The following is a 13,430-nucleotide window of genomic DNA, read 5'->3' as shown; positions in this document are numbered from 1 at the left end:
GCTTTCTTTGTGCAGAGTCTTTCGCACTACTTATGGTCTGGTCCGTCGTTCGCTTTGTGGGAATACTGGTACTGCTCGGGCTGAGCAGCCGAGGTGCGCAGGCCCAACGCCGCATCAACTACAACGACTGGCGGCTCGAATGGAGCGACGAGTTCAACAAGGCATCCGATACGGTGGCGCTGGCCAACCACTGGAATTTCGCGTTTCCGTGGGGCCGCAACCTGATAAACAACCTCGAAACGGAGTTCTACACCGGCGCGGGCGTGCGGGCCGACTCGGGTGGGGTGCTGCACCTGGTAGCCCGCAAGCTCGACAAGCCCATCAGCTACCTTGGCAAGCAGCTGCGCTACTCGTCGGGCATGCTGATGAGCCACCACCCCGACGACCCCTTGCGCCCCAAAAGCTGCCCCGACCCGGCCGACGGCTTCAGCTACGGCCTGTTTGAGGTGCGCTGCCGGCAACCCGCAAAACCTAACGTGTTCCCGGCGTTCTGGCTGTGGGGTGGCGGCCCCGACGAGTTTGACGTGTTCGAGGGTGGGCGCGACCTATTCGCCAACACCATTCACACCGATACGCCGGGCTACTGGTACCCCACCCGCACGCACACCGACGGCTGCTCCTGCGTGTTTTACGACAAGGACCCGGCCGGCGACCTGCACGACCAGTTTCATACCTACGGCCTGGAGTGGCGACCCAACGAGGCCATCTTTTATTTCGACGGGTACCCCATCCGGCGCGAAACGCGGCTGCTGGCCACCGGCTGCGCCATGTACGTCATCGTGAACCTGGCCATGTGGAACTGGGCCGACATGCCGGCCGATACCTTGCACATAGACTACATCCGGGTGTACCGGCCCCGCAGCCTGCCCGACCCCGTGGCCGTGGTGCGCTGGGGGGGCCTGCAGCCCGGCTCCGAGTACGAGTGGACGCCCTTCGAGCACAAGCCCGGCCGCGCCATCGAGGGGCGGGTGCAGCGTTGGGAGGCACGTCCCCGGCCTGGTGGCCGCCTGGATTTACAGCTTGTTGATAACCTGAATGCAGCCTGTGAAGTAAGGCTGCCCCTGCCCGTGAACAACCGCTGGGACCCGCCCTGGCTGGTCTACGATGGGCTGCCCGATGTGCGTCTGCGCTTCACCGCCCCCGACTCGGTGGCCTGGCAACTGGCCGACCGTTGGGGCCGACCCGTCGTATCCGGCACGGCACTTGGCGGAACCGAATGGCTGCCGCGCTGGCCTAGCTTGCCGCCCGGCCACTACGCCCTGCACTTGCGCCAGGGCTCGGCTGTGGCCACGCAAACGGTAATTGTGTTGGGCCGCGGCCCGCTCGATGCCCAGCCCCTGCCAGCCTGGCTGGAGCCCGTACCACCGCCCGTCGCCGATTCAGTAGCGGCCCCCTGACACTGCACAGTTGTTTCTGGATCAATTGCACCCGCCTCAGGCGGTGGCCGGCGTTACTTTGCGCTCTCGTTTCCATTCGTATGAAATCCCGCTTTCCGAATCCCTACTCGCTTGTTGCCATTCTGGTGTTGTTTCTGCTGATGGTGCAGGCGCGCCTGTGGGCCCCGTACTGGGACACGCGCAATGTGCAGGCCATCCTCACCTGGGATGCGATGGGGTACTACCTCTACCTGCCGGCACAGTTCATCTACCACGACCTGAGCCAGATGCACTTCGTGGCCGACATCATGCGCGAGTACGGCCCCAGCGGCTCGTTCTACCAGGCCGCGCAGGTGCCCGGCGGCCCCGAAGGCCACCTGGTGATGAAGTACACCTGCGGCCTGGCTATTCTCTGGACGCCGTTTTTCTGGCTGGGCCACTGGGCCGCTGGCTGGCTGCATTACCCGCAGGACGGCTTTTCGGCTCCTTACCAAATTGCCATTGCCTTCGGTGGGCTGCTCTATGGCTTGCTGGGATTAGGGCTGCTGCGCCGGGTGCTGCTGCGCTACTATTCCGATGTGGTGACGACGCTGGTATTGGTGACACTGGTGCTGGGTTCCAACTACTTCCAATACGCGGTGTTCGATGCGGCCATGGCCCACAGCGTGCTGTTCACGCTCTATGCGCTGCTGCTCTGGCTCACGGTGCGCTGGCACGAGCGGCCCACGCGGCTGGGAGCATTTGCCATTGGCCTCACCCTGGGCCTGATGGTGCTCATCCGGCCTTCTGAGGCGGTAGCGGCGGTGTTGCCCGTGCTGTGGAGCGTGGGCTCGGTGGCGGCGGCCCGCCAAAAGCTGACCATGCTACTCACCCGCTGGCCCGACGTGCTGCTGCTCGGGCTGGGCGGCTTGCTGGGCGCGCTGCCCCAGGCCCTGTACTGGAAATGGGCTACCGGCCACTTCCTGTTCTACTCCTACGGCGACCAGCACTTCAGCTTCCTGCACCCGCACACCTGGGACGTGCTCTTCAGCTTCCGCAAGGGCTGGCTCATCTACTCGCCGCTGCTGTTGCTGCCGCTGGCGGGGCTGGTGGTGCTGTGGCGGCGACAGCGGGCGCTGGCCGTGCCGGTGCTGGCGTTTTTCCTCCTGAACCTGTGGGTGGTGTCGGCCTGGGACATCTGGTGGTACGGCGGCAGCCTGGGGCAGCGCGCGCTGGTGCAGAGCTACGCCGCGCTGGCCCTGCCCTGGGCAGCGGCCGTGGCTTGGCTGCTGGAGCCCGTTCGCCGGCCCCTTGTGCGGGTGGCCGCCGCTGTGGCCGCCGTGCTACTGGTCGATTTAAACCTGTTTTCGCACTGGCAATACATGCGCTCCATCATCACGCCGGAGGAGATGAACCGGCGCTATTTCTTCGCGGTGTTCAACAACACCATGCCCACGCAGGCCGACTACAACCTGCTCGACGTGAAAGACCACCTGCCCAAGCCCGAACGCTACTACCGCCCCCAGGCGCTGGGAAAACTCGATTTCGAAAACCAAGCCCCTGACCCAACCACCGGCATTTCGGCCGACATGGGTTACTACAGCCGCCAGTCGTTTCATGCCGATGCCGCCCACGCCTACGGCCCGGCTGTAGCGCTGCCGCTGGGCGCGGCTGGCTTGCAGCCCGGCCAGTTCGTGCGCGCCTCCTGCCGCGTGTTTTCGGACTACGGCGCCTGGGGCAATAAGCTGGTGCTGAGCCTGGACCGCGCCAACAAGCCGGTGCTCTGGGAAGCCATTCGCCTGCAAAATAACCTCAGCCAGAACCGTACTTGGAACCGCGTGTACTTCGATGTGCCCCTGCCCGCCGATTCCCGCCCCGACGATGTGCTGAAGGTATACGTGCTGAGCGAAAACGCCTCCGGTTGCTACATCGACGATGTGCAGGCCGAACTCATGAAGCCCGCTACCGACTGGTAATACGCTTTGCGTAGTGAGGAAGGAGGAAGTAAGCTATAGGCGCTACTGCCCCAGCAGCCCGTATTTCAGAATGCAGTAGATGGCCCGGAAGCCGTCCCGCCAGCCAATTTTTTTGCCCTCGGCGTAGGTGCGGCCGTAGTAGCTGATGCCTACTTCGTAAATGCGAATGTCCTTGAGACGAGCCACTTTGGCCGTTACCTCCGGCTCGAAGCCAAAGCGGTTTTCTTCCAGCTTCAGGCCCTGAATAATGTCGCGGCGGAACAGCTTGTAGCAGGTTTCCATGTCGGTCAGGTTCAGGTCCGTCATCATGTTCGACAGGAACGTGAGCATCTTGTTGCCGATGCTGTGCCAGAAGAACAGGATGCGGTGGGGGTTGCCGCCAATAAAGCGCGAACCAAACACCACATCAGCAAAGCCCTTGAGAATGGGCTTGATGAGGCAGTTATACTCCTCGGGGTCGTACTCCAGGTCGGCATCCTGAATGATGACGTAGTCGCCGGTAGCCTCCCGGATACCCGTGTGCAGGGCCGCGCCCTTGCCCTGGTTCACGGCGTGTTCAAGCAGCCGCAGCTGCATCTCGGGGTAGCGCGCCGCGTAGGCCCGAATGGTATCGGCCGAAGCATCCGTCGAGCAGTCGTTGACGAGGATAATTTCCTTGCCGATGCCGTTTACTAACTCCAGTTCGCGCAGCAAATCCAGAATCTGGTGGATGGTGCGGGCCTCGTTATAAACCGGGATGACGATGGAAAGCGTATCGAATTTAACCACTGGAAAGGGCTGAGCAAAGCGAATAAGCTGTAAAGCTAGCAGTCAGTTGACAGTTGTTTGTTGTCGGTTGCTAGTCTTGTTTTTCTGCGAACCGGTGATTCAGACTTCACAACTGATAACAAATAACTGTCAACTACCCTAAAGCGCCCCCGTGCGGCCGCCATCCACCGGCACGCTGGTGCCGTTGATGTAGCCGGCGGCCGGCGAGGCCAGGAAAGCAACGGCTGCGGCCACTTCCTCGGCCAGCCCGAAGCGCCGGGCCGGAATGGTCTTCAGCATGTCGGCCTCAATGGATTCGGCCGACTGCCCGGTCTGGGCTACCTTCTTTTCAATGAGCGAATGGTGGCGCTGGGTGAGGGTGGCCCCAGGCAGCACGTTGTTCACCGTGATGCCGTGCGGGCCCAGCTCGTTGGCCAGTGTTTTGGCCCAACTGGCCACCGCCCCCCGGATGGTGTTGCTCACGCCCAGCCCAGGCAGCGGCACCTTCACCGAAGTGCTGATGATATTAATGATGCGCCCAAACCCGGCCGCCCGCATGGCCGGCACCACGGCCTGCGCCAGCAGCTGGTTGCAGATAACGTGCTGGTTGAACGCCATGCGCAGTGCATCGACCGGCGCATCGAGCAGCGGCCCGCCGGCTGGTCCGCCGGTGTTATTCACCAGAATATGAAAGCCGCCGGGGTGCTGCGCTAGGTAGCCCTGCACCACCTCGGCGAGGTGGCTGGGGTCGTCGTAATCGGCCACCAGGTAGTCGTGCACGTGGCCGGTGGGCGTGGGCAGGGCGGCCACTGTTTCGCGCAGGCGGTCTTCGTTGCGGGCCAGCAGCGTGAGGCCGCAGCCGCGCTCGGCCAGCAGTTGGGCCACGGCTCGGCCAATGCCTTGGGTGCTGCCGCCCACCAGGGCGCGGTAGGGGAGGAGGTCGCTCATGGAAACAGGGAAAAGGGGAGTGAGGGCGCCAAGCCAGGGCGTTAGCTTTGTGCCGCGCCGCAGGTGGCCCGGCAGCGGGACCGTTGCGGCGTTGATGGCTTTTTATTCCAACAAATGTATTCCCTGTCCGCACCGCCTGCCAAACCAGCCGCCCGCCGCGTAGCGCTGGTGTTGCTCATCTTCGGCTGCGCCTATGCTTTGCTGTCGCTGGTCAACCACTACCTGTTCCGCACCTACGCGTTCGACCTCGGCATCCATACCCAAACCGTGTGGGACTATGCCCACCTGCGCTTAGAACCCAGCTCGGTGGTGCGCTACAACAACATGTTCGGCGACCATTTCGCGCTCCTGCAGGTGCTGTGGGCGCCGCTGTACTGGGTGTTCGGCTCCTACACGCTGCTGGTGGTGCAGGTGGCAGCCTTACTGGGCGGCGGCTATGGCCTCTACCGCCTGCACCTGCTGCGCACCAGGGGCCAGCAGTCCGGCGCGGCGCTGGCCTTGCTGGTCCTGTTTCTGAGCACCTGGGGTATCTATTCGGCCCTGGCCTTCGACTACCACGACAACGCGCTGGCGGCCATGCTCCTGCCCTGGCTGTTTTACTTCTTTGAAGCCGACCGACGCGGCCGGGCCACCGTGGTGGCTGTGCTGATGACTGTGAGCAAGGAAAACATGGCCCTCTGGCTAGTATTTGTGGCGTTGGGGCTGGCGCTGCTGCACTGGCGCGAGCCCGCGCGCCGACGCTGGGCGCTGGCCGTGGCGCTGGGCGCGGCCGTGTACTTCGTAGTGGTAGCCGGAGTGGTTATCCCGGCCCTAAGTGCCGGCTACCCGTACCGCTACCAGCAGCTTTACTCAGCGCTGGGCAGCACCCCCGGTCAGATGCTGCGCACTATGCTCACGCGGCCGTTCTACACCTTGCAGCTGCTGTTCGTCAACCACCTGCACTCACCCGATGGGGAGTTTGTGAAGCCCGAGCTGCACGCCATGATACTGCTTTCGGGTGGGCTGGCCCTGCTGCGCCGCCCGGCCTACCTGCTCATGCTGGCCCCCATCTACGGTCAGAAGCTGCTGTCCGACAACGTAATGTACTGGGGCATCAACTACCAGTACTCTATTGAGTTTGTGCCGGTGCTGGGAGTAGCAATGAGCCAGCTGGTAGTGAGCCTGGCCCCGCGCCGCGCCGCCGGGGTGGCTGCCGGCGCAGCGGTGCTGGCGCTGGCTGCTACCATCGCGTCGATGCAGGTGCGGGTGTCACCGTACTACGACAAGGCCGCGGCCCAGTTCTTCAAGGCCCGCCATTACCAGCGCGATTTTGATGCCACGGCTGTGCACCGCGGCTTGGGGCTGATTCCGGCCGAGGCTCGCGTGAGCGCCTCTTCGCCGCTGGTGCCGCACCTAGCCGAGCGCGCCTACATCTACCAGTTCCCGTACGTGGCCGATGCCGACTACATCGCCGCCCTGCGCCACTCGGACACCTACCCGCTGAGCAACGACGCGCTCGAGGCCCAGCTGGCCGAGTACCGGGCCAGCGGCCGCTGGCGGGTAGTGCTGGAACAGGGCCCGCTGCTGCTGTTGCAGCGCGTGCGGCCGCTGCCCTACCCGGTGCGCCGCTTTTTTGCCAGCCGCGCCCAGGTCGAAGACGATACTACGCGCGGGCCGGGAGCGCGGCAGTAAATTAGCCACCCCAATCAACCCCCGCCCCGCCCATGATAACCCGCGCCTTCAACGTTCAGCAGTGGATTGAGGACCACCGCCACCTGCTCAAGCCCCCGGTGGGCAATCAGCAGATTTTCAAAGACAACAAAGACTTTATCGTGATGGTGGTGGGCGGCCCCAACGCCCGCAAAGACTACCACGTCGATGCTGGCGAGGAGCTGTTCTGGCAGGTAGAGGGCACGATGACTGTCAAAATCATCGAGGATGGCCAGCCAGTCGACATCACCATCGGCCCGGGCGAGATGTTCCTGCTGCCGCCCAACGTGCCGCACTCGCCGCGCCGCCCGGCCGGCACCATCGGCCTGGTTATCGAGCGCTACCGCACGGCCGGCGAAATCGACGGTTTCCAGTGGTACTGCGAAAACTGCGGCAACAAGCTCTACGAAGAGTTCGCCGAGATTACCGACATCGTAACCCAGCTGCCGCCCATCATGAATGCCTTCTGGCGGGACGATGCCAAGCGCACCTGCCAGGTGTGCGGCACTTACATGGAAGCGCCCGCGCCGGTGGTGGCGGTGTAGGGTAAGGGAAAAAGCCGTCAGGAAATTACTCGCAATTATTGAACGTCATGCAGAGCGCAGAGAAGCATCTCGCGTGCTCAAGTAACTCAATCGATTGGTTTACTCTAGGCATGCGAGATGCTTCGCTGCGCTCTGCATGACGGCCTTTGCCAACTCTTAATTCACATCCATCCCCCACCCGCCCCGCGTTTGCTTTCCATCGACATCCACACCCACATTTTGCCCGAGCGGTGGCCCGATTTGGCCGCCCGCTACGGCTACGGGGGCTTCATCCGGCTCGACCACCACAAGCCCTGCTGCGCCCGCATGATGCAGGACGACAAGTTCTTCCGCGAAGTGCAGGACAACTGCTGGGACCCGGCCGTGCGCCTGCGCGAGTACGACCAGTTTGGGGTGCAGGTGCAGGTGCTGAGCACGGTGCCGGTGATGTTCAGCTACTGGGCGCAGCCGCTCGATTGCCTCGATTTGAGCCAGCTGCTGAACGACCACATTGCCGACGTGGTGCGGCGCTACCCCACGCGCTACGTGGGCCTGGGCACCCTGCCTATGCAGGCGCCCGACCTGGCCATCCGCGAGCTGGAGCGCTGCATGAGCATCGGGCTGGCAGGGGTGCAGATTGGCTCGCACGTGAACGACTGGAACCTCGATGCCCCCGAACTCTTCGAAGTATTCGCCGCCGCCGAGCAGCTCGGGGCCTGCGTGTTTGTGCACCCCTGGGACATGATGGCCCAGCAGAAAATGCCCAAATACTGGCTGCCCTGGCTCGTAGGTATGCCCGCCGAAAGCACCTTAGCCTTGTGTTCGCTGATATTCGGCGGCGTGCTGGAGCGCCTGCCCAACCTGCGCGTGGCGGTGGCCCACGGCGGGGGCTCGTTTGCCAGCACCGTGGGCCGCATCGAGCACGGCTGGCAGGTCCGGCCCGACCTCTGCGCCATCGACAACCCGCACAATCCGCGCAAGTACCTGGGCAAGTTTTGGGTTGATTCGCTGGTGCACGACCCGCTGATGCTGGACTACCTGATGAAAACCCTGGGGCCGGATAAAATCACGCTCGGCAGCGACTACCCCTTCCCGCTGGGCGAGCTGGAGCCCGGCCAGCTCATCAAATCCATGCCCTTCGGCGACGACATCAAGGCGCGCATGCTGGGCCAGAACGCGCTGGATTGGCTGGGGCTGGAAGCTGCCCGGTTTGGTAAGTAGGCAGCATCTCCGCTGCCCGGCATACCTTGCGCATTAATCCGGGTGCCACAACCCGGCGTTTTAGCTGATTTCTACTACATGGCGACTGGTTTGTGGCGTGGCACCTCACGCGGCCTGAGCGGGCTTGTGCTATTGGTTTTGCTGGCTGGGTGCCGCTCGGCCGCCGACAAGGAAACGGTGCTGCTCAATTGCAGTTTCGAAGAGTTTGAGGCTTGGTCGCAGCCCATTCCCACAATGTTGTCGACCGAAAAGGCGCATTCGGGGCGCTATTCCTACTGCGTGAAGCAGGGCGATGACTTCGCCGGCAACTACCATACCTCGCTATCCGACTGCCCCGAGCCGCCGACGATGATGCGCCTGGAAGGCTGGACTTACCTGCCCAACGTGCCAATTGGGTCCACCATTCTGGTGCTCGAAGTGCACTGCCACGGCCGGCGGCCCGATGTGTGGAAAGGCATCAGCATCGACCAAGTGGTGCGGCGCTACGAGAAGTGGGAACATTTCACCAAAACCTTCCGGATGCCCGACGACCTGCTGCCCAGCGACGAGATTAAGATTTACGCGTGGTGTCCGGAGCGCGGCCCCGTCAAGTATTTCGACGACCTGAAACTCGTGGCCTGGCGGTAGTTGCGGCCCTTTCACTTCTGCCTCAATTTCGCCGTGTCTTTCTCCCCTCTTATAGTATTCGCTAGGCGTTACCCCACGCTGGCCGTGGTGGCCCTTCACCTGCTGCTGCTGGCCGTGCTAACCTCGGCGCTGTATGCCTTCGGCATAATCCGGTACCTGCCCGGCAACGACAACCTGATGCACCTGGACGTGTACTGGTACGACAAGATTCGGCAGGAGGGCTACTCCTATTCGACCACCACCACGAGTAGTGTGGCGTTTTTCCCGCTGCTGCCCTACTTCTGGCGATTCACCCGCCTGAGCATGGCCGGTATGAGTGTGTTGAATTTCAGCATGTTTCTGGCGGCTTTTGCCTGGCTGGCTCACCAGTTGCGGCTGGCGTCCCGCTTGAGCTTGCTGCTGCTTTCCACGCCGGTGCTGGTGTTCATGGCCATTCCCTACACCGAGGCATTGTTTTTCGTGTTTGGCAGCTGCCTGCTGCTGGGCCTGCACCGCGGCCGGATGGGGTGGTGGGTTATCGGCCTGTTCGGCTGCGGCCTCACGCGCACGGCCAGCATCATGTTTGTGCCGGTGCTGCTGTTCATGGTGTTGCTGTGGGCGGCCCAGCCGGGGCAAGCGCGCCGCGCTCTGCGCTGGGGAGGTGCCGGGCTGCTGGCTATTTCGGCGGCGGTGAGCATAGTGGCCTACATGCAATGGAAGCAGGTGGGCGACCCGCTAGCGTTTACCAAGGTGCAGAAGTTCTGGAACAACCACCTGCGCTGGCCCGAATACCCTTTTGTAACCCCCGCGGGCATTGACATGCTGTGGCTCGATGCGCTGGCGCTGTGCTTGGGCTGTGGGGCCCTGGGGGTATGCGGCTGGCTGGCCTGGCGGTGGCTGAAGCAGCGCCGCCTACCGATGCCCCAAATTCCGCCCATGGTGCTGTTTGCGGTGGGCTACTACGCGCTGCTGGTCGTTTACATCATCTCGCACCAGGGCGGCAGCATCTGGAACCTGAGCCGTTACCTGCTGGCCAGCCCATTTTTTGTGGTGCTGGTGTGGTACCTGAACACGCTGCCAGCTTGGCCCGGGCGCTATTATGCGTACCTGCTGCTGCCCGTGCTGGCGGTGTGGCAGCTGTTCGGGGCCTTCACGTTGGAGTTTGATAACTTCACCGGGGGCCAGGCGGTGTGGTATTTCGGCTTGCTCAGCACCTACCTGTTTGCTTACCTGATGCTGCGGCAGCTGCCTTGGCGGCGCGAAATCATCATGCTGCTCTACGTCTTCAACCTAGTAATGCAACTGCATCTGATGGACTCCCTGCTGCAGGGGTACGTGATACAATAGGCCTTGGCAATGGTAGGGCTACAACTTAGAGGGTATAGGGTAAAAGGATAGGGATTTATCTTTGCTGGATGAATCGCCGTGCTTATCCAACCGATTTGACTGACGAACAATGGCTTGTGGTGGAGCCCTACATGGCCACCAGTGGCTATGGACGGCCGCCGCTGCATTCCAAACGGGAATTGCTCAACGCCATTTTCTATCAAGGCCGCGCCGGCAGCGCCTGGGCGCTGTTGCCGCACGACCTACCGCCCTGGCGCACGGTCTACAAGCAGTTCGAGGCTTGGCGGGAGGACGGGACCTGGGACCGGCTCATGGACGGGCTGCGCCGGGCCGTGCGCCAGCCCCAGCGCGCGGCCGAGCCCACGGCCGGGGCCATCGACACGCAGTCCGTGCGGACGGGGGCTAAAAGGGGGGCTGTTACGGGTACGATGCCGGCAAACAAGTAGCTGGCCGTAAGCGACATGTCGTGGTCGATACCGAAGGCCTGCCCCTGGCCGTGCAGGTCCAGTCGGCCAGCGTGCAGGACCCGGTAGGGGCTGGTTCGGTGTTGGCCGAGGCCAAAGCCCGCGCCCCGAACCTGCAACTCGTTTGGGGCGATGGCCGCTACAAAGGCCCGCTGGTGGACCACGCCGCCCAGGCGTTGGGGATGCGGGTGGAGGTCGTCAGCAAGCCGCCCGGTACGACGGGCTTCACCGCACTGCCCCGCCGTTGGGTCATCGAGCGGACCTTTGCGTGGCTGGGCAAGTACCGACGACTCGCCGGGCGTGATTACGAAACCAATCCACGCAACAGCGAAGCCTGGATTAAAATCTGTCTCTGCAACCTAATGCTCAGACGACTCGCCAAACGGCCAATATCGAAACCTGACGATTAATTTATCCTACACGCTCTTACAAGTATAAGGCCATAACCTTTTGTTAGCACTGCGCGTGGTTTGCCCCGACCTTTGCGGCACGATATGAACGACACCGCTGCTACCCTCGACGCCACCGACCCGCTGGCCTCCTTCCGCCAGGAATTTCACCTGCCGCCCGGCCCCGAAGGGCAGCCCTGCGCCTATTTCTGCGGCAACTCGCTGGGCCTGCTGCCCAAAGCAGCCCGTGCCGCTGTCGAGCGCGAGTTTCAGTCCTGGGAAGAGCGCGGCGTCGAAGGCCACTTCCTTGGTGCTTCGCCTTGGATGCACTACCACGAAACGCTGGCCGAAGCCACGGCCAACCTGGTAGGTGCCCGCCCGCTCGAGGTGGTGGTGATGAACAACCTGACCGTGAACCTGCACCTGCTGCTCGTTTCGTTCTACCGCCCCACCGCCACTCGCTACAAGGTGCTGATGGAAGGCGGCGCGTTCCCCTCCGACCAGTACGCCCTCGAAAGCCAAGCCCGCCTGCACGGCCTCGACCCTGCCGACGTGATTGTGGAGTTGGTGCCCCGCCCCGGCGAGCACACCCTACGTACCGAAGACATTGAAGCCAAAATTGCCGAGCTCGGCAATTCGCTGGCCACCATCATCATCGGTGGCGTGAACTACTACACCGGGCAAGCCTTCGACATGGCCGCCATCACCCGGGCCGGGCACGCCGCGGGCGCTATGGTGGGCTTCGACCTGGCCCACGCCGCCGGCAACATCGAGCTGCACCTGCACGACTGGGACGTGGACTTCGCCTGCTGGTGTACCTACAAGTACCTCAACTCTGGCCCCGGCGGCACTTCCGGCGTGTTCGTGCACGAGCGGTTTGCCGAACGGCCCGACTTCGTGCGCCTCGCCGGCTGGTGGGGCCACGATGCCAGCGAGCGGTTCAAAATGAAAAAAGGCTTCCGGCCCATGCCCGGCGCGGCTGGCTGGCAGCTCTCCAACGGCCAGATTTTCCCGATGGCCATTCACGCCGCCAGCCTCGCAATTGTGGAGCGCGCCGGCGGCATGCCCGCCCTGCGCCGCAAGAGCGAGCAGCTCACCGCCCGCCTCGAAAGCCACATCCGTGGCCTGGGTTTGCCAACCTCGAAGCTCGAAATCATCACGCCCACCGACCCCGCCCAGCGCGGCTGCCAGCTCTCGGTGCTGGTGCACGAGCGGGGCCGCGAGCTGTTCGATTTCCTGGCCGCCCAGGGCATCATCGCCGACTGGCGCGAGCCCAACGTCATCCGCCTTGCACCCGTACCGCTCTACAATTCGTTTGCTGATGTAGACCGCGTGGGTGCGGCGCTGCTGCGCTTCTTCCAATGAGGAATGAGTGCGAGGAATGAAGAATTATTTCGGCATTCCTCGCACTCATTCCTCGTTTCTCATTCTTCATTCCTCATTCAATTTTATGGAAGATTACGCCGCCAAGATGCTGCTAAAGACCGACGCGGCCCTGCGCGAGTACGTGACCGGCCATGTTCAGTACCGGGAGGCGGCCGTGCTCGCCGCCCTCGACGAGCTGCGCCGCCGCGGCTTGCCTGCCCCTGAAGAAGCCACCCTGCGCCCGGGCCTCGAAGGCGGGGCCGCCGCCCAGCAGGCCCTCGATGAGGCCGAAGCCGTGCGCCAGGAGGCCATACGCCCAGCTACCACGCCGCCTGAGGAAGCGGTAGAGGAGAACAGCGTGGCGCTGTACTCGCCGGTTACCATTGTGTTGTTCTCGGTGCCGTTCACCTTTGTGGCCGGAGGCGTGCTGCTGGGCCTGAACCTGTGGCGCCTCGACCGCAAGCGGGCGCTGCTGGTGCTGGTGCTGTTTCTTATTGCATATCTCGTGGGGGTGGTAATGGCCTTGCAATGGGCGTTGCCCATTTACGGCATAAGCTCCTGGTACGGCCCGCTCATCAATTTGCCGCCTATTCTCGCTTATGTGCTCTGGTTCTGGCCGCGCAACATGAGCGGCGTCAGCTACCGCAGTCGCAGCTGGCTGCCGCCCTTGCTGGTGTGCTTCGCCTTCTTATATGGTGCGCAAAAATTCAATGCTTACATGATGAAGAAGCAACCTAAAGAAGTGCAGGAGCAGTTCGAGCGGATAATGCCGAAGTAACTCAGATGGCCCGAATAAGTT

At 63.0% G+C, this 13,430-nt stretch carries 13 protein-coding genes; 11 read left to right on the top strand and 2 right to left on the bottom strand.

Annotated elements, in window-relative coordinates:
• Positions 1–32 precede the first annotated feature (32 nt).
• Both ABD837_RS11830 and ABD837_RS11825 read left to right on the top strand, forming a co-directional pair.
• Entirely contained in the window at positions 33–1,397 is a 1,365-nt protein-coding gene (locus ABD837_RS11830; RefSeq protein WP_345054523.1) for a glycoside hydrolase family 16 protein, read from the top strand.
• 80 nt (positions 1,398–1,477) lie between these two features.
• On the top strand, positions 1,478–3,331 hold the full coding sequence (locus ABD837_RS11825; RefSeq protein ID WP_345054520.1) for a hypothetical protein: 1,854 nt from the start codon (positions 1,478–1,480) through the stop codon (positions 3,329–3,331).
• 42 nt (positions 3,332–3,373) lie between these two features.
• Here the strand turns inward: ABD837_RS11825 and ABD837_RS11820 are convergent, their stop codons facing one another.
• A complete protein-coding gene (locus tag ABD837_RS11820) occupies positions 3,374–4,099 on the bottom strand; it encodes a glycosyltransferase family 2 protein (protein ID WP_345054518.1) in 726 nt (241 codons plus the stop codon).
• Between the two features lie 138 nt (positions 4,100–4,237).
• Positions 4,238–5,026, bottom strand: a complete 789-nt coding sequence (locus ABD837_RS11815) for an SDR family oxidoreductase (protein ID WP_345054515.1) — start codon at positions 5,024–5,026, stop codon at positions 4,238–4,240.
• Positions 5,027–5,140: 114 nt separating this feature from the next.
• On the opposite strand from ABD837_RS11815, the gene ABD837_RS11810 reads away from it, so the two are divergent.
• The 9 genes from ABD837_RS11810 (at position 5,141) to ABD837_RS11770 (ending at position 13,409) form a co-directional block, all read left to right on the top strand.
• Entirely contained in the window at positions 5,141–6,697 is a 1,557-nt protein-coding gene (locus ABD837_RS11810; RefSeq protein WP_345054513.1) for a DUF2079 domain-containing protein, read from the top strand.
• Positions 6,698–6,729: 32 nt separating this feature from the next.
• Positions 6,730–7,260: a 3-hydroxyanthranilate 3,4-dioxygenase gene (locus ABD837_RS11805; RefSeq protein WP_345054511.1), complete on the top strand. Its 531-nt coding sequence runs from the start codon at positions 6,730–6,732 to the stop codon at positions 7,258–7,260.
• A 189-nt stretch (positions 7,261–7,449) separates the two neighbouring features.
• Complete coding sequence (locus tag ABD837_RS11800; RefSeq protein ID WP_345054508.1) at positions 7,450–8,460, top strand: amidohydrolase family protein; 1,011 nt, start codon at positions 7,450–7,452, stop codon at positions 8,458–8,460.
• Positions 8,461–8,538: 78 nt separating this feature from the next.
• Positions 8,539–9,087: a hypothetical protein gene (locus ABD837_RS11795; protein ID WP_345054505.1), complete on the top strand. Its 549-nt coding sequence runs from the start codon at positions 8,539–8,541 to the stop codon at positions 9,085–9,087.
• A gap of 33 nt (positions 9,088–9,120) precedes the next feature.
• Complete coding sequence (locus tag ABD837_RS11790; protein WP_345054503.1) at positions 9,121–10,413, top strand: hypothetical protein; 1,293 nt, start codon at positions 9,121–9,123, stop codon at positions 10,411–10,413.
• 95 nt (positions 10,414–10,508) lie between these two features.
• Positions 10,509–10,859 carry a transposase gene (locus ABD837_RS11785; RefSeq protein WP_345054501.1) on the top strand — a complete coding sequence of 117 codons (351 nt, stop codon included), beginning with the start codon at positions 10,509–10,511 and terminating at the stop codon, positions 10,857–10,859.
• Positions 10,860–10,879: 20 nt separating this feature from the next.
• Positions 10,880–11,287 (top strand): transposase, encoded by a 408-nt coding sequence (locus ABD837_RS11780; RefSeq protein WP_345054500.1) that lies wholly within the window; start codon positions 10,880–10,882, stop codon positions 11,285–11,287.
• Positions 11,288–11,371: 84 nt separating this feature from the next.
• Positions 11,372–12,631, top strand: a complete 1,260-nt coding sequence (kynU, locus tag ABD837_RS11775) for a kynureninase (protein ID WP_345054498.1) — start codon at positions 11,372–11,374, stop codon at positions 12,629–12,631.
• An 85-nt stretch (positions 12,632–12,716) separates the two neighbouring features.
• A complete protein-coding gene (locus ABD837_RS11770; protein WP_345054496.1) occupies positions 12,717–13,409 on the top strand; it encodes a hypothetical protein in 693 nt (230 codons plus the stop codon).
• Positions 13,410–13,430: the final 21 nt, after the last annotated feature.

It is taken from the genome of Hymenobacter glaciei (assembly GCF_039539585.1).
Classification (GTDB): Bacteria; Bacteroidota; Bacteroidia; order Cytophagales; family Hymenobacteraceae; genus Hymenobacter; species Hymenobacter glaciei.
The sequence above is the reverse complement of the archived record's forward strand: the minus strand, read 5'-3'. Positions and strand labels throughout refer to the sequence as shown.

Excerpts from the sequence above, each read along its gene's own strand:
- ABD837_RS11770 (WP_345054496.1), top strand. The coding sequence starts at position 12,717 with ATGGAAGATTACGCCGCCAAGATGCTGCTAAAGACCGACGCGGCCCTG.
- ABD837_RS11810 (WP_345054513.1), top strand. The coding sequence starts at position 5,141 with ATGTATTCCCTGTCCGCACCGCCTGCCAAACCAGCCGCCCGCCGCGTA.
- ABD837_RS11825 (WP_345054520.1), top strand. The coding sequence starts at position 1,478 with ATGAAATCCCGCTTTCCGAATCCCTACTCGCTTGTTGCCATTCTGGTG.
- ABD837_RS11815 (WP_345054515.1), bottom strand. The coding sequence starts at position 5,026 with ATGAGCGACCTCCTCCCCTACCGCGCCCTGGTGGGCGGCAGCACCCAA.
- kynU (WP_345054498.1), top strand. The coding sequence starts at position 11,372 with ATGAACGACACCGCTGCTACCCTCGACGCCACCGACCCGCTGGCCTCC.
- ABD837_RS11830 (WP_345054523.1), top strand. The coding sequence starts at position 33 with ATGGTCTGGTCCGTCGTTCGCTTTGTGGGAATACTGGTACTGCTCGGG.
- ABD837_RS11795 (WP_345054505.1), top strand. The coding sequence starts at position 8,539 with ATGGCGACTGGTTTGTGGCGTGGCACCTCACGCGGCCTGAGCGGGCTT.
- ABD837_RS11805 (WP_345054511.1), top strand. The coding sequence starts at position 6,730 with ATGATAACCCGCGCCTTCAACGTTCAGCAGTGGATTGAGGACCACCGC.